Below are 22,149 nucleotides of genomic sequence, written 5' to 3' on the forward strand. Positions count from 1 at the left end.
TTAGTTGAGTTCACCTACAATTAACTTTCCGTGATAAGCTTTTGCACCTAAAAGCTGGTCTAATTCAGTTAAATTAAATTGAGAAATTTTACCGGCAGGCATTACCGTAATTTTAGAATCTGCTAGGGCTACCATAACTTTTAAATTTTCTGCTCCATCAAAAGCATTAGATTTCCCGCCAGAAGTTAAAACCGTGTCGATGCCTTCTATATGGAGTAACTCTTTTAATGATTCTATAGGATTTATTGTCTCATCAATAGCTTTGTGTATAACTATTTTTAAGGGCTGTGCAATTTCAGTGAGTTCTTTAATTGCATTTATATTGAGCGTAGCATTAACATTTAGCACACCAAAAACCACTCCTTCTACTTTTAAGGCTTTACAATGTTGGATACAGGTTTTCATATGTTCCAGTTCATCTTCATTGTAAAAGAAATCTCCATTGCGTGGTCGTATCATTACCCGAACCGGAATACCTACCGCTGCCACAACTGCTTTGATCAAATCTGTTGAAGGCGTCAACCCTCCAAAAGCGAGATACGCGCACAACTCTAACCGATCTGCTCCTTTAGCTTCAGCCTTTACAGCTTGTTCTAAAGTTTCTACACAGGCTTCTTTTATATACTTAACAGACATAGGGGTTTTCTTTTAATTCTTAGCTTTTAGGAGTTTCCAGCGTTTCAGAAGTGATAACACCCTGTAATTTTCCATCCTTGAAAAGACCAGTTTTAACAGTTGTTCCGGGTTTTAATTTTAAGGGAATACTATATAATTTACTTTTAGCAGTAGGGTTGCTTCCGTCAACTGTAAAGTAGATAACTCCATCCCATTGTTTATGAAGACTCACACTAAAGTTCTTATGCTTTTTGTCGTATTTAGCGTTTATTTCAATGTTATAAATAGTTTTTGCATAATTAATACCCTGATATTCATAACGCAGTAATTGCTCAGGTAACCGCTTTTTAAAACTCTCCCAGTCCTTGTGCTCCTCCCCACTCCATACCACTTCAGAAAGTGCGCTAATTCTAGGAAAAACCATGTACTCGCGACTGGCATCTGTAGGCAAATACTCTGTCCATAAATTAGCCTGCGCCCCCATAATATATTGACCTTCTTCAGCAGTTAAAACTTCTGGCGTAGGTTTATAAGAATATACTTTTTCTAGCGGAAGATAACCTCCTATATTTAAGGGTTCTTGCTGAAGGTCGCCCTGCGCATGATCAAAATACAAATGTGATCCCGGGCTCATCACTACATGATGCCCGCTTTTTGCAGCAGCGATACCTCCCTCTTCACCACGCCACGACATAACCGCAGCATTAGGAGCAAGACCTCCTTCAAGAATCTCATCCCAGCCAATAATTTGCCTTCCTTTTGAATTTAAAAATTGCTCTACCCGCGTGATAAAATAACTCTGTAACTCGTGCGCATCTTTTAGACCTAACGAGTCTATCTGAGACTGCACACGTGGTGATTGCTCCCATTGATCTTTTGGGGCCTCGTCACCCCCTATATGAATATATTCTGAAGGGAAAATATCTATCACCTCGGTCAATACATCTTCCATAAAACTAAAGGTGCTGTTTTCGACATTTAAAATATCAGGAAAAACACCCCAGGTTGTTGATGGCCTAACCCTATTTCCGGTTACACCCAACTCAGGATATGCTGCCACTGCAGCTGTAGAGTGCCCGGGCATCTCAATTTCCGGAACAACTGTTATGTATAAATTTTTAGCGTATGCCACGATTTCTTTAGCCTCTTCCTGAGTGTAAAAACCGCCATAGCGCTTCCCATCATATTTACCGGTGCCGTAATGACCAACAAGGGTAGAATCACGAAATGCACCTACTTCTGTTAATAATGGATATTTCTTTATTTCTAAACGCCAACCCTGATCCTCGGTTAAATGCCAATGAAAAGTATTTAACTTGTGCATTGCCATATTATCAAGATATTCTTTAATAAATGCAATGGAACTCACGTGGCGCCCGGTATCTAAATGTAAACCCCGCCAGGCATATTTTGGAACATCGGTGATACTCACTGCAGGAACAGTCCAATCAAAAGCACGTATAATTTCTTTTTTTACGATCTCGGGAGGTAAGAGTTGTATTAGCGACTGTACCCCATAAAACAAACCTGCAGGCTGTTTTGCATTGAGCGTGATTTGTTTTGTATTAACTTCAAGTTTGTACCCTTCTTTCCCTAAATCACTCAGCGAATCTAGTTGAAAGGCAACTGCATATAATGTACGCTCATCAAAATCTGAAAGTGGCTGAATAGGAATCATCATCCCGCTTACCATTCGCAGTTTTGTCTGTAAACCTTCAGCTACTTTATAAACTTCGGCATTTGTGGTATCTACATAAAAAATAGTTTTTTCATCAAATTTAAAATTACCTTCCTTGACTTCATATTGGGTAGGAATGGGAATTATAGATAGTACTTCTTCCTGTGCTGTAATTTTTCCGCAAAGCGAAAAAACAAAAACCAGTATTGCTGCATATTTTAAACTTAAAGTTATTTTCATAATCTATAGTTTTAATGATTGAAGAACTGGTGTTTGCATACCTGAAAGTGTCTCTACCGTAGTTTCATGAATTTGTTCAAATACAGTAATCGTATTTTTATTCTTTAACCAGCAGCCAGGCACATACAAGGTCTGTTGTGGACCCACTTCCCAAAAGCGTCCTAAATTATGGCCATTGATAAAAACAATACCTTTTCCTAATTTACTAACATCTAAAAAAGTGTCGCCTATTACATCAAGATTAAAATCTCCTGAGTAAATTACAGGAAGACCGGTTGCAACCTCTTGATTTTCCTTAACATCAGGTTCACTATCAAATGGTGCTTTGTACATCTCCCAGTTACCGGTAATTTCGTAATCATTAATTGTTATGGGCTCAATAATTCCTTTTAAATTATTTACAATAGCTGCTCCGTAATTAATTCTTCCTAAGTTTTCTACTAAAATTTCTAAGCTCCCATTAAAAGGGATTTTAATGGGCATCTCATACGAGTTGAAAACTCTATTAAGTGTCCCCACTTTTTTACCATTCACATAAACTACAGCGAAGTCTCTCAGTCCCGGAATTTTAAGTGTACCGTTTATAGGTTGAGTAAATCGCTTTTTATACAATACATAACCATAACCTTGTCCTAACTCTTCAAAAGTCATTGGATTGTCACTAGTAACAGGTGCTTGCTTTTTAATAAAGCTAAGTGCATCTGCAGTTCTAGATAATTTAATTTCTGAAATATCAATTACAGGAATTTGCGCAGGAATATTTGGAATATCGTAAGAAGCATAGTGTTGCATTAATTTACGTATTGCAAGATACTTAGGAGTTACATGACCAGCTTCAGAGATGGGTGCATCATAATCATAACTTGTAATATCGGGTTGAATATCATGCTCCTCATTATAGTTTGCTCCCGCAGTAAACCCAAAATTAGTTCCACCATGAGCCATATAGAAATTAAAATTTATTCCATTTTTTAAATAAATTTCAGTTTGCCTGGCGATACTTTCGGCATCAATAGTAACAAAGGGTTCTGCCCAGTGATCCAACCATCCCGGGTAAAACTCAGCAACCATATAGGGGCCTTCATTATTGTGATATTTATCTACAGCTTTTTTTAAGTTTTGAATATTTGCTTCTCCGTTAGCAGTAGGTAAAACCCCCTCAATTGCACCATCTTCAAAAAGCCAGGTCCCATCAGATGTAAAAAAAGGAGCGTCAAAGCCTGCATCTTTAAGCATCTCAAAAATCTTGGTTTTATATATTTTATGTGCTTCAGCAGAAATGTCATCTCGTTGTGCCACATAGGATCCAAATTCATTTTCAACCTGAGTCATAATAATATTTCCACCATGACTTATTTGTAAATCAACAACTTCCTCTGCTAACCTATTTATATACTCTCGACAGGCTTCTAAAAAAGCTTCGTTATCTTCTCGTACTTTTAATCCTTCAATATTTTGCAGAAACCAAGGATAACCACCAAATTCCCACTCACCACAGGCATATGGCCCCGGACGAAGAATTACAAACATTTCTTCTTCCTGAGCAATTTTAATAAACTCATTGATATTTTTATTTCCCGATTTAAAATCCCAAATACCGGGAGCGGTGTTATGGTAATTCCAAAATACATAGGTAGCAATGGTATTCATTCCCATTGCTTTAAGCATTTGTATACGATGTCTCCAGTATGCTTTAGGAATACGCTCATAATGCATTTCACCAGAATAAATAGGTATTGGTTTGCCTTTATAAACAAATTCCCCTTTTTCAATTTTAAAAACTGAATTATCTTGAGCGTGAGTAAAATTGAAGTTTAGAAAAAGAAGGAGAAATAAAATAATTTTTAATTGAGACATCAATATTTTTATTTTTATGTTACGTTTAATATACTTCCACATTAGAAATTAACGGGCACGCTAAAGCCTCGGTAATTTCTATTTTGAGTTTTGTAGTTTCTATGTCATTTAATTTTAAAATGCGTTTGTACCCTATAGTTGTTTGATTTGCTACAGGTTTCCAGCTATCATTTTCCCAAACAGTAACTGTAAAACCTGCTACACGTTGCCCTAAAGTAATATACTCTTGAAGCACCAAGTAATTTAAAGTTTGTAAAGAATCCCAGGTTAATTCTATGCTTCCAGTGGTAACACCATCGTTTGTCGCCCAGTAGGTATCTTTATCTGCATCAAGCACATTACTTGCTGCATAGGTATCACTCTTACCTCTTGATGTACTTGCTATAGCTGTTGCTTTTTTAGCAAGATTTTCTGCAAAAACAGAGTCTAAAATCCTACGGAAGCCTTTTAAGGCTGCTACATCATTCTCATGGAACAACCCACGACGATCTGGAGGAATATTTAATAACAAGGTAGAACCGCGACCCACAGAAGTCAAATACAATTCAAATAGATTTTCTGGAGAGCGCACTAAAGAATCTTCTGAAGCATGGTAAAACCAACCTGGACGAATTGAGGTATCTACTTCGGCAGGAATCCAGTTAACTCCTCCTTGAGTACCTGTTTGTAATAAATCATTGATCCCTGATTTACCGGCATAAATTGAATCTGTATTAATCGTATTCCAGTTCGTTTCTCCTGCTATTCCACGTTCGTTTCCTACCCAACGTAAATCTGGTCCTGCATCACTAAAATATAATACAGCAGGCTGCATAGAATCTACTACTTTTAAGGTTGTAGGCCAGTCATAATACGTTTTACGGTCTATCTTACGCTCTCCATTAGCACCGCCGTAATACCCATCACCTCCGTTTGCTCCATCAAACCACATTTCAAAAACTGGCCCGTTTTCTGTAAACAATTCTCTCAATTGATTGCGATAATACGTTATATATGAAGAATCACCATAATCTGCACGGTTACGATCCCAGGGTGATAAATACACACCAAATTGCAATCCGTATTTTTGAGCAGACTCAGACACATCTTTTACCAGATTACCCTTTCCATCTTTGTAAGGACTCGCAGCAATATCGTGCTCGGTATATTTAGAAGGCCATAAAGCAAACCCGTCATGGTGTTTTGCAGTTAAAATCGCACCCTTAAAACCCGCATCTTTTAAGGTAGAAAACCACTGGTCTGTATCTAATTCTGTAGGGTTAAAAAGTTCTGGAGACTCATCTCCGTAACCCCATTCTTTATCGGTAAACGTATTGATCGTAAAATGAATAAACGCATTCATTTCCATTTGATGCCATGCCAATTGTTCTTTTGACGGCAGTGGGCCAAAAGGCTCAGGGGCCATTACTGGTTCCTCCTGATTATTACATGAGGACAGAATTAAAAGGGTACTTAAAACTAAGAGGGTAATAATACGATTCATATTTTAAAATAATTTTAAATGAAAAACCAATATACTTTATTTTTTAAATGAAAATGCCAGTGCCGCTTTAGCATCCTTTCCTATTTCCGAAGGAATAGAAACCGTTACAACATCTCCCTTTATAGTGTATTTTAAATTTTTACCGCTGCTAACTAATTTCAGAACACTACCTTTCTTGGGTAAATTTCCTTTCCATGATACACTTTTAGGAGCATCACTGCCTTCTGCAATTAAGGTAATTGCAAATGTCTCTTTATCATTAGCCGTAAAATACGTATCCCCATCCTGATAAGTGTCAATTGCATGAGTATTATAGATTGCAGTACTGTTTGCATCAAGCCAGTCTCCTATTTCCGCAAGAATGGGCAATGCATCTGGAGGTAATAAGCCATCAGGTTGTGGACCAACACCCAGCAACATATTTCCGCCTTTAGCAACCACTTCTACCAGACTGTGAATCACTTTGGTTGAAGTTTTAAAATCATCATTGGGTACATAACCCCAGTTGTTTCCTAAGGTCATACAGGTTTCCCACGGGTTATCCAGTTTCGTATCCGGAATTTTACGCTCTGGTGTCTGGTAATTTTCATAAGGACCGTGAACGGTGCGGTCTGCAAAAATAATTCCCGGTTGGGCCTCACGGGCCATCTCCGCAATACGCGGCATATTTACTTCCTGATCCCACTCTGGGATTGGCGCTCCCCAGGCTCGCACTTCGTCATTTACGGTCTCTTTAGGACGCACCCAGCCGCCGTCTAACCACAAAATATCGATCTGCCCGTAATCGTGCATCAATTCGCTAATCTGATTAAAGGTAAAGTCTTGATAGGCTTTCCATTTTTCAGGATATTTACGAATGTCATAATTCACATTACGATCTGGAGTAGCATATTTATCCCACCAGAAATCCTGATTGTGCCAGTCGGGCTTTGAGAAATAAGCACCTATCATAAAATCTTTCTTTCTAAACGATTCAAAAACATACTTAGCCACATTGGCTTTAGGGTGGTTTTTAAAGGGTCCGTTTGTAATTTTATAATCGGTTTGCTGCGTATCAAACATATTAAAACCGTCATGATGCTTAGTTGTAAAAACCACATATTTCATCCCGGCTCCTGCTGCGGCATCTGCCCAGCTATCGGGATCAAAATTCACCGGATTAAACACCGAACTCAAATTCCAATACCACTTTTTGTAGTCGTTATACGCCATGCCTTCCGGTCGCTCAAGCCACGGCTCAGAGCAAATTTGCCAGGATTCTATAATTCCGGGAACCGCATAAACTCCCCAATGTATCAGCATTCCGAACTTTTGATTCCCCCAGTTTTCCAGCTTGGCTTTCACTTGTGGATCTACTGGCGCCTCATAAACTTCAGAGCGTTCATGTAAATTACCTCCCTGAGCGAATAAGCCTCCACTGCAGGCTAGGGAACCTGCTAGTGCGGCTAAACAATAAAAATATTTAGGATATGAAAGGATGCACATAAAATTTTATTTAGATTTTAATAGTATAGTTTCCGTAAGCTTAAAACTGTCTTTAAGTCTAATATCTTGAGAGGAAGCGCCTATTTGCACTTCAAAACTTCCGGCTTCTGCCACGTGTTTCATTTCAGCATTGTACAACGCCAACTCTTCGGGCGTAAGTACAAAATTTACTGTTTTGCTTTCGCCTGACGCTAAATGAATACGCTCAAAACCCCGCAGTTGTTTTACGGGTGTTACCACACTGCTCACCTCGTCTCTCAGGTACAATTGAACAACTTCATCGCCGGCAAATTCACCTGTATTTTTTACAGTTACCTGCACTTCTATTTGTGTAGATTCATCAGTTCCGCTTTGCGAAATTTTTAAAGTGGAATATTCATAAGTAGTATAGCTTAACCCGTGCCCAAAAGCATATAAAGGTTTTGAAGATTCTTCTACATAGTCACGGCGCCTGGGCCACCAATGGTTGTAATAAACCGGCGTTTGACCTACAGAACGAGGAATCGAAACTGGCAGGCGACCCGCCGGGTTATAATCACCAAATAAAACATCTGCCAGCGCGTGGCCTCCCTGAGAACCGGGATACCAGGTTTCTATAATCGCCGGAATATTTTTGGCAGGCCAATTTATTAAAAGAGGTCTGCCGGTAATCAACACTAATATTGTAGGAGTTCCTGTTGCTTCTACAGCTTTTAGTAACTCGAGTTGTTTTCCCATTAAATCTAAAGTAGAACGATCGAAACCTTCGCCACTTTCCATATCGCTAAGCAGTTCATCCTCTTTTGATGCTACAGTAGCTGCACCTGTTTCCAGATATTCGGTTTTAAAATCACGTGCACTAGAACCCCCTAAAACTACAATAGCAACCTCTGCATTTTGTGCTGCCGTAACAGCTGCAGGAATGTCGGTTTGAGTGGTGTCGCGTATCGCTGTCCCTTTTACGTAAGTGATTGTAGCATCAGGCATTTTTGCACGTATGCCTTCTAGCGGAGTAATAATATACTCGGGATCTTGAGGAGCTGTGTAATCACCCAACTGGTTATACATCGCATCTGCGTTGGGACCAATCACAGCAATGCGTTTAATTTCTTTGGAAAGCGGAAGTAAATCGCCTTCATTCTTCAAAAGCGTAACGCCTTCTAGTGCCATCTGTTTTGCGATAGCTATATGAGCTGCATTGCGAACAACCTTCTTAGGCTTCTTTAAATCCACATAAGGATTCTCAAAAAGTCCCATTTTAAACTTCAACCGAAGCACATTTTTTACGGCCTCATCCAGTCGGGTTTCAGTTACTTTTCCGTCCTTATAAGCTGTAAGCAAAGCATCATCAAATCCGTTCCCGCCCAGATCTACATCTACTCCGGCATTCATTGCTAAGGCTGCTGCATCTTCTAAAGTCGCTGCTGCGTGATGGTCATTTTTTATACCTTCAATACTTCCCAGGTCAGAAACTACAAAACCTGTGAAACCCCATTGATTCCTGAGCAAATCAGTCAATAAGCCTTTATGTGAAGTACTGGGAATCCCGTCTATCGAGCTGTATGCTGTCATCACCGAAATCACTCCGGCTTCAATTGCTTTTTTAAACGGATACATATAATCTTGCATCAACTCCCGCTGCCCAATATGTACCGCGCCACCATTATGCCCACCTTCGGAAACTCCATAAGCAGCAAAATGCTTTAAGGTCGATATTACTTTTTCTGAATCATTTATACCATCACCCTGAAAACCTCTTATCACCCCCAATCCCATTTGAGCAATCAAATAAGGGTCTTCTCCAAAAGTCTCTTCTACCCGCGACCATCTGGGTTCACGTGCTAAATCTAGTATAGGACCATAACCAATGTGTGCACCTTGAGCGCGTAGCTCTTGAGCAACAGCAACTCCCATTTTTTCATTCAATCCCGGGTTAAAAGTACTCGCCTGAGCAATCGCACTCGGAAACTCGGTTGTGCCTATCGCCATATGACCGTGCATGGCTTCCTCAGCTAAAAATAAGGGGATACCTAAACGGCTTTCTTCTACAGCTACTTTTTGAATTGCATTGGTTGCCCTTGCAGCAAGTTCTGGATTTAGTCCGGTTACCAGTGTTTTTTGCGTCCAGGGATCTGCACGCAAAACACCCCATAAAGCTCCTATTTTTTGATTTTGAATGGCGTCTTTAAGTTCCTGACTAGCTTTTACCTTATCACCCGTTTTTGTGTACATTTTCCAGCCTAAAAGCGTGGTTAATTGTCCCACTTTTTCTTCAATCGTCATACGATTAACTAAATCAGAGACCCGTTGTTCTACAGCTAGTTTAGAGTTTTTATAGTCGGCGTTTGCCGGGATTTTATCCTGAGCAGAAAGTTGTGCCACTGCAACAAGCACAGTAACAGCGGCAATCAACCTCTTCAAATAAATAGAATGCATAGAATTTTGTAATGTTTTCTGAAAAAAACTGCTAATAACTCACACTTTATATCTGAGTTATTACAATACATCCTTTAAAGCTAACAGATTACTTCAGTTTATTGAAAAATAATCGCTGAATAACTACAGAGCGTAGCTTAGTGACTTGAAGAATTAAAATGATTTTTGAAAAGAATTGTCTAATAGACAGCTAACTTAAGATGTGTTTACGAATGACTAATTAAATTTTTAATTTTTCCGCATTAAACGTATAAAAACCACCAGAAAGAAACCAAAAAACAGCCAGTCATTTACACCATACATCGAGAAAAACAGCCCCGCTAACGTGTCTCTCTTATAAACTTCGGAAAGATTATGATTGAGCAACCAGTTAATCCAGATGACACCATAAATCAGTTTTTCAATAACAAAAACACCCACAAGCCATTTTACATGTTGATAGCTTCTGTTCACCGAAATATATGCCAGTCCCCAAATTACAATCATCAACAACCCAAAATTTGACATGACTACAGGATCGTATTCAGTAATGACGGGGTTTGAAAAGAATTTTGAAAATACCAATACAGACATATTCATTAGTCCGCCTGCGATAAAACCCTTAGAAATAACAGCTTGTTTAATAGTCATCGTTGCGTTGTAAAAAATTTAGAAACCTTAAAATACAGGTTTAGTAAATTACGCTATTTAAAGCCAGAATGGGTAGAACTTAAATACAAGGGAATGTATAACTCAGAAATAATTACGACATCTAAAATTTAAACCTTCTGCTGAAACTTCAAATTTAATCCGGAGCAGTAATACTTATAATTCGAACTTCTATAAAACAATCATCTGCACAGTTATCTTCAACATAACCCGCTAAAGAAATTAAGCCATTATTCTTGGCTTCAAAATACGAGGTAAAGCCTTTTTGCTTCACGAGCCATTTTTGAACCGCTTTAGTATAAATTTCATCTAAAGTTAACGTAGCAGCTGCCGGTGTATCTTCGTGTGTATTTAACGTACTTTCAGTTTCAGACCACTGTTTCTGATCTTCGGGAATCGTATTGGGACTACCACCCACATAGGCAAAATCACGCTGAGTGACCATCCCATTTGTAACTGTAATTGTAGTTTCCCAGGAGTAATCTGTAAAAACCGAGCCTCCACCTACTACATATTTATAGGTGTTAGCAGACTCATTTTTAAAAGTCAACCAACTCTTAAAGCTGGTCTCATATTCACTATTAAAATTTAAATCATCGTCAGAAGCACACGAAATTAACGTCGTGTTGAATGCCAGAAAAACGATTAAATAATAATAGGGTTTCATAACTGTTTGATTTTTGATTGCATCTTGTAGATGTAGCAAACTGCTTTTAGTTGCGTTAAATTAATTGATGTTTCAAAAGATAACCACCACAGTCAAGATCTAGAAAATAAAAAAAGCGCTCTTTCGAACGCTTTATAACCAGAAACAAATTTAAAAAAAACTCAAAAAACTCGCGTTTTTATGCGCTTCCATAGTTTTACCAGAACTAAGGTTGAAATAAGCGTGAGTGCTGTTAAGATCGTAGCTTGAGTAAAGTACTCGTAAATCCAGTATCCGGTGCTAAACAAGGCACCATATATAGTAATACAACCTACTAAAGTGGCTAGTATTCCTGCTGGTACAGACCACTTTTGGGTATTGGTAATTAAACTATTTCCTTCTTTACCAGCACGTTGTATGATGCGCTGCCAGCCCGGTCCGCCGGGTTGCGTTTGTTTGTAGAAATCAAATAAGGTTTTATCTTTTTCGGGTTTAGTTAAAAAAGTAACTGCAACCCACACTACGGTCGTTAACAATACAATTAATGGATAGGTTGACCAGTTAGGAAGCATCCCATCTTCCTGGGTAGTACCAAATAACAACAAGCCTAACGGACTAAAATTAAATAAGATTGAAATTACTCCGGAAGAAAACATTGCCGAGATTTCGCTCCACGCATTGATTCTCCACCAGAACCAACGCAGGATAAATATAAGTCCGGTACCTGCACCAAACATCAAAATTAAATTGAATAACTGATACGCGTTAGTAAGCACCAGTGCCAGTGCCGAACTCACTACCATCAACATTACGGTAGAAATTCGTCCTACATTTACCAGTTCTTTTTGAGAGGCTTCTTTCTTAACATAGCGGGCATAAAAATCGTTTACCACGTAGGATGATCCCCAGTTTAAATGCGTTGATATGGTAGACATATAAGCTGCAATTAACGAAGCCATTACCAAACCTAAAAGACCGGTTGGTAACTTAGTTAGCATCGCCGAATAGGCTAAATCATCTCCCAGTTTACTTTCCACAATGTTGGGAAATGCCTCGTGAATACTAGCAATATCAGGATATACAACTAGAGAAGCTAAGGCTACTAAAATCCACGGCCACGGGCGTAATGCATAATGCAACGCATTGAAGAAAAAGGTAGCGCCTATTGCGTGATTTTCATCTTTTGCAGCCAGCATACGCTGAGCGATATACCCACCGCCGCCGGGTTCTGCCCCGGGATACCACGCGCTCCACCACTGTACCGCAAGCGGAATAATAAGTAAGGTAACCACTAAACTCGTATCACTAAAGTCTGGCAGAATAGCTAGTTTATCTATTACTTCAGGATGTGTCATCAGTCCGCTCATACCGCCAACTTCTGGTAGATTTACACAGTAATACGCTGCTCCTATACCTCCTGCCATAGCGGCGAAAAAGAGAATAAAATCGGTGTAGACCACTCCTTTAAATCCGCCAATGGTACTAAAAATAACCGTTACCAATCCTGCATAGCCTATGGTTTCTAACGGGCTCAACCCCAACATAATTTGACCGATTTTTATCGCCGCCAAAGTCACAGCACTCATCGCCAAAACATTAAAAATAACACCTAAGTATATCGCCCTAAAGCCGCGTAAAAACTTGGCCGGTTTGCCACCATAACGCAATTCGTAAAATTCAATATCTGTATTTACCCCAGATTTACGCCACAGTTTAGCATACACAAACACGGTAAGCAAACCAGTGATTAGGAAAGCCCACCACACCCAGTTACCACTTACTCCCTGATTACGTACAATATCGGTAACCAGGTTAGGCGTATCTGTAGAAAAGGTTGTGGCTACCATCGAGATTCCCAGTAACCACCACGGCATATTTCTACCCGATAAAAAATATTCTGAAGAGCTCTTACCTGATTTTTTTGCGACCAGTAATCCTATGATTAAAGTGATTGCAAAAAAGCTGATGATAATGGCATAATCAAGCGTTTCTAGAGCTACCATACTATCTATTATTATTGGTATTGTTATTACTATTTTAGATTCTTTAACTGATGCTATTTTCAGTATTCTTTTTAGAAATGATAGCGCATAAAAGCTTCCATCGCGGCATATTGTGCCAGTCCTAAATCTCTGTATTTCTGAGCCGTTTCTTTGTTTCGGTCTTCTGCACGTACCCAAAATTCGCGTAAATCTTCTCCCTGAAACATTACTCCGTCTTTTTGAGACTGGTGGTAAAATATCGCCTGTCGTTTTTTAAGCACCTGGTCTGGGCTCATAGGTACGGCCATTTCAATCTCGTGCATTTCAAACTCGTGCCACGCACCGCGGTACAACCACACCCAGCAATCGCTCATATACGCTTCTTTTTTGAGCTGCTCGAGGGATTCAAAAATAATATCAAGACATACTTTATGCGTTCCGTGAGGATCGGCAAGATCGCCCGCAGCATAAATCTGATGCGGTTTTACTGTAGAAATAAGCTCGTTTACCACAGCAACATCCTGCTGGGACATCGGGTTTTTCTTAATGCTTCCTGTCTCGTAAAATGGAAGGTTTAAAAAATGCACCTGCTCGTCAGGAACGCCTTCAAATCGTGTAGCTCCCAGAGATTCACAACGCCTGATTAAGCCTTTTAACTGGCGTACTTCTAGAGGATCTACTTCATTACGCTGCTTGTTTTTAATTTGCTCTGCAATTTTACTGAAACGCTCACAATCGTTATTACCCAATTGTGCGGCTACTTCAGCAAACTTCAAAGCTTCGGTATCGCTAACGGCAATATTTCCACTGGTTTGATAAGCGATATGCACTTCGTGTCCCTGTTCTACCAGACGGTCAAATGTGCCTCCCATAGAAATCACATCATCATCAGGATGCGGACTAAAAATTATTATTCGTTTTTTGGCTGGGGTAGCACGCTCAGGACGGTTAGTATCGTCTGCTCCCGGTTTACCTCCCGGCCAGCCGGTAATCGTATGTTGCAACTTATTGAACATTTCTATGTTCAGGTTGTATGCAGAGCCCTGTAATGCCAGTAAGTCTGACATACCATGGTCGTTGTAATCTTTATCGGTAAGGCTTAATATTGTTTTGTTTGTCTTTTGGCAAAGCCAAAAAACAGCCTTTGCTGTGAGTTCTTTAGTCCAATCACAGGTACCTACCAGCCACGGTGTTTTTACTCGGGTAAGTTCTGAAGCTGCGGCGTCGTCCAGTACAAACGTGGTGTTATCGTGTTCCTGCAAGTACGTTGCAGGAACCGTAGAAGAGATTTCTCCTTCTATAGTTTCTTTTAAAATCTCTGCTTTATTTTGTCCCCAACCTAAGAGCACAATACGGTTCGCATTCAGCACCGTATTGATTCCCATCGTGATGGCTTTTTTAGGAACATTAGAAATGCCTCTAAATGAACCTGCAGCATCTGCACGGGTTAAATAATCTAAAGTAATCATTCGGGTACCCGAATTAAAATGCGAACCCGGCTCATTAAAACCTACGTGACCCGTTCTACCTATTCCCAAAAGTTGAAAATCTAATCCACCAGCGGCTTTTATTTTAGCTTCATAACCAATGCAATAGGGTTTAATCGCTTCCTGAGCAATTGTGCCATCAGGGATATTTACATTTTCTGCAGGAATGTCTATATGATTGAATAAATGCTCGTGCATAAAATAATGGTAACTCTGTACATCAGACTTATCCATAGGCCAGTATTCATCAAGATTGAAAGTTACTACGTTTTTAAAGCTCAAACCCTCTTCCTTATGCATACGCACCAACTCAGCATATACATTAATAGGCGATGAACCGGTTGCTAAACCTAACACACACTGTGCTCCCGCAGCTGCTTTACTACGAATTAAATCTGCAATCTCGTGTGCTACGATAACCGAAGCTTCACCAGATCGCGAAAAACTGATGTTGTGGATTTTTTCAAAACGGGTCTCTTCAAATTTACCCGCCGGTTCATAATTTATAAGTGTCGAATTCTTAACGCTTGTTTCCATAATGATTCTGCTAAATAGTTCTGCTAAAAACTAATATTCAATAACTGTTTTAAAAACCTCTTTCATTCTAAAAGAAGACTTTTAATTTTCTGATATGAAATTCTAATTTATCTTAATATTTTCAAAAAAGATTCGATAGACAACGATTCTAAAGGTCTAAATAACATTTGGGTTATTTAAAATTTATTTCGTGTATTTACGACAGTATTTATTCAAAAATTACGTGGCCTGCCTTCACCCAATTTTTATGAGAGATCAAATTGTCTTTTAAAGGCTTACCATCAATTTTAAAATTTGCATCCTTATCTGTTGTTGCATCACTTTTCCTTTCAATCAACAATAATTTTTCAGAATAAAAATCTGAGTTTAGGTGAATTGTAATAGTCTCAAATTGGGGTTCAGACAGGGTGTACATAGGATCTGCAGGCGTCATAGGATAAAATCCCATCATTGCATAAATTAACCAGGCACTCATTGTACCGGTATCTTCATTACCCGGTAATCCTGCCGGCTTATTGGTGAAATAGGTATCTATTAACGAAGCAACTTTCTCTCGTGTCTTGTGCGACTTACCAGGCAGGTAATTGTATAAAAACGGATAAGCAATATCGGGTTCATTTGCCATATCAAATTGTTGTTCACTAAAAACGGCATCCAGTTTTTCTTCAAAAGCTTTTGCACCACCCATTAACTTAATCATTCCGTTAATATCGTGCGGTTGCATAAATAAATACTGCCACGCATTGCCTTCTATAAAACCCGGATTTTCTGTAAAATTTGCTCCGGCTAATGGATCAAAAGGTGTATACCAGCTACCATCAAGCATTTTAGGTTGTAAAAAACGGCTCTCTTTATTGTATAATTTTTTATAAGAAAGTGATCGTTTTTTAAAGCGCTTAGCATCCTCTTTTTCACTCAAAGCTTCTGCTAATTGCGCAATCGCAAAATCGGCTATATTGTATTCTTGAGTGGTAGAAACAGGGCCTTTTATATGCGAATCTACACTTACATACCCATTATCTATATACTCGCCCAGACCGGGACGCAACGGATTATTCTCACGAGTATCTGCACTTTTTAGCATAGCCTCGTAAGCCTTATTGATATCAAAATCTTTAATGCCTCGTAAATAGGTATCTGCAAGAACTACAGCAGCAGGATCGCCCACCATCGTAAAAGTTTCGGTAGCATTGAGCTCCCACTTAGGCAACCATTCATTCTGATCATAAATATCGAGCATTGAATTCACCATATCTAATTGCTCTTGTGGATATAACAAACTCATTAATTGATGATAGTTGCGATACGTATCCCAAAGCGAAAACACGGTATACCGCGTGCCATCTGTATGCTTTACAGCACGGGTTTTCATCGCGGGGTACTCCCCATTACTATCATTTAAGATACTGGGAGCAACCTGCGTATGATACAAAGCCGTATAGAAAATAGTTTTATCATCGGTGTTGTCGCCGGTAACTTCAACCACATTTAATTTATCATTCCAGTCTTTTTGCGTTTTTTTATACACCTCATCAAAAGTAGCATCACCTACTTCGGCATCCAGATTATCACGCGCATTATCAATACTCACATACGAGACACCTACCTTCATAACCACTTGTGTAGGCGCTTCAAAATCATAACTAAAATAAGCTCCTATGCTATCTCCCACGACCTCTCGCATAAACTTTTCTTTAATGCGGGTCTTGCCATTGTACGTCATCCACTCGGCCTCTACGCCTTTGTATTTTTCGGGTTTATCCCAAATACCATAATCTTTTGCTTCGGTAGAAAGGCGCGCGACAAAATAAACAGGATAGGCACCCTCTGCATTGTTATAGCAAAATGAACCTACCATACGATAGCCTTCTACTTCATTAGCCGAATTAATTTTAAGCATTGCCCCGTGTTCGTTAGTAAGACCTAACCCTAAATTGAGCAGAATATTAGATTTCCCTGCGGGGAAACTATAGCGACTCACACCTACACGCGTACTAGCAGTCAACTCTGTTTTAATAGCATATTTATCAAGTTCTACCCCATAATAACCGGGTTTTGCAACTTCATTTTTATAGGTTGTTCCGTATTTTAAATAATTGGTTTCGAGCGCGCCTGTGGTAGGCATACTTAAAATCACACCTAAATCTGGGCAGCCTACACCGCTCATATTTACGTGGCTAAACCCCGTTAAAAACGTGTTCTCACTCACATACGGATTAGACAACCAGCGGCTGTCTTTTTCTAATGTATTTTGTTTTCCTGCTACGTTAAAAGGGGAAACACTTGCCATACCGCGTGGTGCAATTGCTCCGGGATTTGTAGCTCCAAAATTAGAAGTCCCTATAAATGGATTTACATATTGGGTATAATCTGCTTTTTGCGCATTCGCAAAAAAAACACTGAATAAACCAATAAGAAGAACTGTTTTTTTACTTACTATCATAACTATATTCTGGTAATTATTCGATCACTAGTTCGTCAAGGAATGTAAAAACTCCTCTTTTATTTTCTGGAAAATATGTAGTGATTTCTACTTTTATAAATTGTGCCTTTTGCATTTTAGTGTCTACTGTAAATGTTTTTAATGTTGATGCCCCATTGGCTTTAAATGGGTGTTCTAACTGACCAACTGTTGCATAATTAATTGAATCTTTTGACACTGAAACTTTAAAATCTGATGGGAAATAAATGCCCGCACCTTGATTTTCTAAAGCTCCTATACGCACTTTAGAAAATTCTTTAACCTCATTGAGATCTATAAGTAACGTAACAGGTGTGGCTAACCAGCCCAGCCATTGCCCATCGTGAAAATTCTTAGAACCGCGTAGCACATTAACTAATGTTGCGCCACCTGCTCCTTGGTAGTTTCTGTGCGGTTGTTCTACCAGTGTAACTGTAGCACCTGCTGCTTTATGAAAATTAAATGTTTTAGATAAAACGCGACCTGTGGGAGCTCCATTTTCAAAAACTGCTGCAGTAAGTGTGGTTGTAGAATCTATCGTAAATGGCTCATTATAAACTTTAGCATTAGCATTTAGCTCTTCATTATCTAGCGCATACAATACTGATGCCTGAGGCATTTCTGAAGCAAGCGCTAAACGAATTCCGCCAAAGACCGTATCGCGTTCTGCAGTTGCTTCCACATTATAAATGCTTCGCGAATAATTAATTCCTAAAGCATCTAGACGTGGCAAAAAGCGCTGCAGCCGCGAAGTATAGTCTTCCCATCCCGGTTTAGAATTAGCAGACCAAAGCACTTCTGCAAGCGCTGTTATCCTCGGAAAAATCATGTACTCAGAGTCATCTTGGGTAGTGATATACTCTGACCATAAATTAGCCTGTGCTCCCAGCACGTGATTTTTTTGACTTACGCTCATTGAGTCTATTACAGGTGAAAAATCATACACCTGCTCAAGGGTATTCATCGCGTCGAAGGCTAAAGGTTCTACATCAGGATTGCCCTGATAAAAATTAAAATACATCGGATTTTCGGGAGTCATAATCACATCGTGACCTGCCTTTGAAGCTTCCCAGCCTCCTTTTGTACCACGCCAACTCATAACCGTTGCAGATGGTGGCAAACCACCTTCAAGAATCTCATCCCAACCTATTAATACCTTATTATTAGCTTCCAGAAATTGCTCCATACGTTTCATAAAATAACTTTGGAGTTCGTCGGTATCTACTAGATGTTCTTCTTTCATACGACGCTGGCAATCGGGACAGGTTTCCCAGTTTGTCTTTGTGGCTTCATCACCACCCACGTGTATGTATTTTGATGGAAAAAGCGGTATTACTTCGCTAAGAACCTCTTCTAAAAATTTGAAAGTCGTTTCTTTTCCCGGACAGTAAATCTCGGTAATAGGCCATACCCCACCACTGGGCACCCCTATAGGTTGCCGTATACAGGATAAAAATGGATATGATGCGATAGCGCTCATCACGTGAGCCGGCATCTCAATTTCGGGAACTACGGTAATTCCGCGTTGTGTAGCATATGCTACGATCTCTTTTATATCTTCCTGCGTATAAAACCCGCCATACGTACCGTTCTCATCAGGATTATTTTCTGATCGGGCGTTCCAATGCTTGTCTTCCTGATTTACTCTAAAAGCTCCTACCTCTGTAAGTTTGGGATATTTCTTAATCTCAATGCGCCATCCCTGATCGTCTACCAGATGCAGATGCAGCGTATTCATTTTTAGCAAAGCAAGGCGATCTATAGTTTTTAAAATATAATCCTTCTCAAAAAAATGTCTGGAAACATCAAGCATCAATCCGCGCCACTTAAAGCCTGGCGCATCTTCTATTGCAAGATTGGGAATATAAAAACAATCCTTTTTTACTACTTGTTTTTCTTCAATATGAACCGGTAGCAGTTGGCGTAAGGTTTCTAAAGCATATCTAAAACCTGTGGCAGAAGCGGCTTTGATATCTATAAATTCAGAAGTTACAGTTAAGGAATAGGCTTCAGGTTTTAGATTTTTATCAATGGTAAGCTGGACATAATTATCAGCAGGAGCTTGCTGTTGCACTTGTAAATCCCAACCGGCGCTTGATTTAAATTGATCACGAAATACAGTTGTAACCGACTGTAAACTGTCTGAAATCACAAAAACGGTTGCTTCGGTAAATTGAAAATTTCCCGGGTTTAATGTTAGCTTTTGCGGTTGCGGGATTAATGCCAGATCTTCAGATTTAAAAACCGGTTCTATCTGCTGGTCACAACTCAAAAAAAACAAAACAAGCAAACCGATTAAAAAATAATTTTCTTTCATAGCATACGTTTAAGCGTTTTAAAACCTCTTAAAAAGCTAAATCTGAAATTACAAGACTGCCAGAGAACCTTTGTAAATTCAGATTTAGTTTTAAAACCAATTTTTTGCCTTAAAGATGAGTTTTAGTTTGCCGCTTTAATTACAGCTAATTGCTCATCTGTTAACGCGTTTCCGTCAAAAAAAGCGGCTCCTTTTGCGCCGTTATCTTTAGCTTGTTGTATTGCTTCTGCTAATTGCTCCGGGCTCATTTCCGGAACATAAATACCGGTATGCAATTCCGTTTTGGATCCTTCAAGATCTTTAACTCCCTGGCGGGTTGCAAAACCTATCCAATCTATCTCTTCATTATAAAAATTATTATAAATCATGGGCAATACCACATCTATATTCCATTTATCCCAACGCTGGCGTACCATATGGTCTGCCATTTCGGGGTATGGAAAAACCGCCCCGGTAAGTAACTTTCCATTTTCATGAACAACTTTATAGGCATCATCAACCACTGCTTTTATTTGATTTAAACGGAATTGTTTCCACTCCATATCAATTGCAGTATTGTGAGATTCTAGCGGGTTTTTATGATGCTCTTCTTCAAACTTTGCTATACATGCATCACAATAGCAGAAATCATATTCTGCAAGCTCCTCATCCTGTACAAGGTCATATTTAGGCAACAAACCTATAGGCAGAAACACATCTGGGAAACGTATGTAGTCCAGATGAAAACTCGTCACACCTTCTACTTTACTCATCTTGTCAATTAAACCTAAAACATGTTCTCTAGATTCTTTTCGGGTAGGACATAAAAACTGATAGTAATCTACATAAGGGCGGGTTTCAAAACTAGACTCACCATTACGATTTACGACATACCACTCTGGATGCTGCATCGCAATAGAATCTCCGGGGCGGTTCATTGTAAACATCCACGCGTGAACTTCAAGACCTTCGTTAACTGCTAAAGGTGTTAATCGTCCCAGCAAATCTGCATCTGCATTGGTATTAATTAAAACAGCATCAATACCATTATCACTGTATTTTTTAAATTCTGTCGTGTACGACTCATCAGTACGACTGGCATCTGCAGTCATCCACGTCCAGAATTTAAAATCTGTAGACGTCTCTGTAACTTCTTCTGCTTTTTTCTTGTTCTCTTTAGGATGCATATTGTCAATGCAAGAAGTTGTAGCAACGATAGCTACAAGCATCATAAATAGATGTTTTACTCTCATAGTTGTATTAATTAATTTTTGAATACTTACCGTCTTCTCTTATGCTGTACACCGCATTTGAAAACGGACTTTCTACTGTTATTGACCAGCCGTACGTATGGTTTTCTAATACGGGTGTAATTGTTTTAGTTTCTAGCTTAAATATCTGCGCCTGTAGCTCTTTTAAGTGGGTAGCCCAAACTTTATTTTTTGAAAAATACGTTTTTTGAGCACGGTACAATTCATATAATTTCCAACGTATTTTCTCGTCCTGAGGAATTGTAAACGCAACTTTTTCAGAAGGTGGTTTAGCGGAAAAATATACATAGCCCCAATGCTCGGGTTCATGCATATTGATCACTCCTTGCGGTGACCAAACCCAATTATATTCAGGCAAAAATTTACCCGAAGCATCTTTTTTACGGCTGTATTTTCCATTTTCTAAAGTGTGATCCCAGTTTACGCGAGAAAAATTGATTCGCCAAAATTTATCTATTGGTAAATCATTTGATCCGCTTGCTTCGGTCAAAACTGTCCATGGGATAGCTATTTCTACACTCCAGCTTGTATCTATATCACGAGGGTCATTTAAAGTACCATTAATAGATACCGCAGTTTGTAATCCCTGTATATCCCAGCTATCAAGTACCGGTGCAGACTCTCGATAAGGCTTAACCAGCAATAAATCCCATACTGTATTGAGTGCGTTCATTTCAAACTCGTAGTAGTTATGCGTATCCCCATCGGGGTCTATAAATATTTCAAAGTCATTATTATAAAAAATGACGGTATCGCGTTGCTTGAGGGTTGCCCAGATATGGGGTTCTTTTAATTCTGCATAGAAATACAGATTCTCATCATCCCACAACATTTTGACCTGAGTTTGATATTTTGGTTTTTTCACACCTTCAATATCAATAAACGCTTCAGAAAATTCTGCTTGCTGCCACACGGTTTCATCTCCTTTGCCATCTATAATTACCTGCGCTTCAATTTGATGCGCAACATAAGAACGTGGTATATTTTTTTGGGCAACGCCCGAAAAACCAACAAGAAGAATTAAAAGTGTAAAGCTGTATTTCAGCAT

The 22,149-nt window shown here is 39.2% G+C and carries 14 protein-coding genes; all 14 read right to left on the reverse strand.

The features are described from left to right. Window positions 1-636 carry a copper homeostasis protein CutC gene (locus ACEN25_RS10280; protein ID WP_441802838.1) on the reverse strand — a complete coding sequence of 212 codons (636 nt, stop codon included), beginning with the start codon at window positions 634-636 and terminating at the stop codon, window positions 1-3. A 19-nt stretch (window positions 637-655) separates the two neighbouring features. Next, window positions 656-2,533 (reverse strand): beta-N-acetylhexosaminidase, encoded by a 1,878-nt coding sequence (locus ACEN25_RS10285; RefSeq protein ID WP_441802839.1) that lies wholly within the window; start codon window positions 2,531-2,533, stop codon window positions 656-658. Between the two features lie 3 nt (window positions 2,534-2,536). Then, window positions 2,537-4,390 (reverse strand): beta-galactosidase, encoded by a 1,854-nt coding sequence (locus ACEN25_RS10290; protein ID WP_441802840.1) that lies wholly within the window; start codon window positions 4,388-4,390, stop codon window positions 2,537-2,539. Window positions 4,391-4,415: 25 nt separating this feature from the next. Beyond that, entirely contained in the window at window positions 4,416-5,873 is a 1,458-nt protein-coding gene (locus ACEN25_RS10295; RefSeq protein WP_441802841.1) for an alpha-L-fucosidase, read from the reverse strand. Window positions 5,874-5,909: 36 nt separating this feature from the next. Continuing rightward, window positions 5,910-7,358, reverse strand: a complete 1,449-nt coding sequence (locus tag ACEN25_RS10300; protein ID WP_441802842.1) for an alpha-L-fucosidase — start codon at window positions 7,356-7,358, stop codon at window positions 5,910-5,912. Between the two features lie 6 nt (window positions 7,359-7,364). After that, window positions 7,365-9,773: a glycoside hydrolase family 3 N-terminal domain-containing protein gene (locus tag ACEN25_RS10305; protein ID WP_441802843.1), complete on the reverse strand. Its 2,409-nt coding sequence runs from the start codon at window positions 9,771-9,773 to the stop codon at window positions 7,365-7,367. A 228-nt stretch (window positions 9,774-10,001) separates the two neighbouring features. Beyond that, the gene (locus ACEN25_RS10310) at window positions 10,002-10,403 is read right to left on the reverse strand and encodes a hypothetical protein (RefSeq protein ID WP_441802844.1); all 402 of its coding nucleotides are present in this window, start codon (window positions 10,401-10,403) and stop codon (window positions 10,002-10,004) included. Window positions 10,404-10,557: 154 nt separating this feature from the next. Then, window positions 10,558-11,088, reverse strand: a complete 531-nt coding sequence (locus ACEN25_RS10315) for a hypothetical protein (protein ID WP_441802845.1) — start codon at window positions 11,086-11,088, stop codon at window positions 10,558-10,560. Window positions 11,089-11,249: 161 nt separating this feature from the next. Further along, entirely contained in the window at window positions 11,250-13,070 is a 1,821-nt protein-coding gene (locus tag ACEN25_RS10320) for a sodium:solute symporter family protein (protein WP_441802846.1), read from the reverse strand. Between the two features lie 71 nt (window positions 13,071-13,141). Further along, a complete protein-coding gene (gene nagB, locus ACEN25_RS10325; RefSeq protein ID WP_441802847.1) occupies window positions 13,142-15,073 on the reverse strand; it encodes a glucosamine-6-phosphate deaminase in 1,932 nt (643 codons plus the stop codon). Between the two features lie 208 nt (window positions 15,074-15,281). Next, the gene (locus tag ACEN25_RS10330) at window positions 15,282-17,516 is read right to left on the reverse strand and encodes a GH92 family glycosyl hydrolase (protein WP_441802848.1); all 2,235 of its coding nucleotides are present in this window, start codon (window positions 17,514-17,516) and stop codon (window positions 15,282-15,284) included. Between the two features lie 16 nt (window positions 17,517-17,532). Beyond that, window positions 17,533-19,851 (reverse strand): glycoside hydrolase family 20 protein, encoded by a 2,319-nt coding sequence (locus tag ACEN25_RS10335; protein WP_441802849.1) that lies wholly within the window; start codon window positions 19,849-19,851, stop codon window positions 17,533-17,535. 122 nt (window positions 19,852-19,973) lie between these two features. Then, entirely contained in the window at window positions 19,974-21,083 is a 1,110-nt protein-coding gene (locus tag ACEN25_RS10340; protein ID WP_441802850.1) for a hypothetical protein, read from the reverse strand. A gap of 7 nt (window positions 21,084-21,090) precedes the next feature. Beyond that, complete coding sequence (locus ACEN25_RS10345) at window positions 21,091-22,149, reverse strand: carbohydrate-binding family 9-like protein (RefSeq protein ID WP_441802851.1); 1,059 nt, start codon at window positions 22,147-22,149, stop codon at window positions 21,091-21,093.

The sequence above is a fragment of the Leeuwenhoekiella sp. W20_SRS_FM14 genome (genome assembly GCF_052119605.1).
GTDB lineage: Bacteria > Bacteroidota > Bacteroidia > Flavobacteriales > Flavobacteriaceae > Leeuwenhoekiella.

What these genes read in the sequence shown, in the direction of transcription:
- ACEN25_RS10300 (WP_441802842.1), bottom strand. Translation starts at nt 7,358, where the DNA reads ATGTGCATCCTTTCATATCCTAAATATTTTTATTGTTTAGCCGCACTA.
- ACEN25_RS10330 (WP_441802848.1), bottom strand. Translation starts at nt 17,516, where the DNA reads ATGATAGTAAGTAAAAAAACAGTTCTTCTTATTGGTTTATTCAGTGTT.
- ACEN25_RS10320 (WP_441802846.1), bottom strand. Translation starts at nt 13,070, where the DNA reads ATGGTAGCTCTAGAAACGCTTGATTATGCCATTATCATCAGCTTTTTT.
- ACEN25_RS10345 (WP_441802851.1), bottom strand. Translation starts at nt 22,149, where the DNA reads ATGCTGAAATACAGCTTTACACTTTTAATTCTTCTTGTTGGTTTTTCG.
- ACEN25_RS10335 (WP_441802849.1), bottom strand. Translation starts at nt 19,851, where the DNA reads ATGAAAGAAAATTATTTTTTAATCGGTTTGCTTGTTTTGTTTTTTTTG.
- ACEN25_RS10315 (WP_441802845.1), bottom strand. Translation starts at nt 11,088, where the DNA reads ATGAAACCCTATTATTATTTAATCGTTTTTCTGGCATTCAACACGACG.
- ACEN25_RS10285 (WP_441802839.1), bottom strand. Translation starts at nt 2,533, where the DNA reads ATGAAAATAACTTTAAGTTTAAAATATGCAGCAATACTGGTTTTTGTT.
- ACEN25_RS10295 (WP_441802841.1), bottom strand. Translation starts at nt 5,873, where the DNA reads ATGAATCGTATTATTACCCTCTTAGTTTTAAGTACCCTTTTAATTCTG.
- ACEN25_RS10280 (WP_441802838.1), bottom strand. Translation starts at nt 636, where the DNA reads ATGTCTGTTAAGTATATAAAAGAAGCCTGTGTAGAAACTTTAGAACAA.
- ACEN25_RS10310 (WP_441802844.1), bottom strand. Translation starts at nt 10,403, where the DNA reads ATGACTATTAAACAAGCTGTTATTTCTAAGGGTTTTATCGCAGGCGGA.
- ACEN25_RS10305 (WP_441802843.1), bottom strand. Translation starts at nt 9,773, where the DNA reads ATGCATTCTATTTATTTGAAGAGGTTGATTGCCGCTGTTACTGTGCTT.
- ACEN25_RS10340 (WP_441802850.1), bottom strand. Translation starts at nt 21,083, where the DNA reads ATGAGAGTAAAACATCTATTTATGATGCTTGTAGCTATCGTTGCTACA.
- ACEN25_RS10290 (WP_441802840.1), bottom strand. Translation starts at nt 4,390, where the DNA reads ATGTCTCAATTAAAAATTATTTTATTTCTCCTTCTTTTTCTAAACTTC.
- nagB (WP_441802847.1), bottom strand. Translation starts at nt 15,073, where the DNA reads ATGGAAACAAGCGTTAAGAATTCGACACTTATAAATTATGAACCGGCG.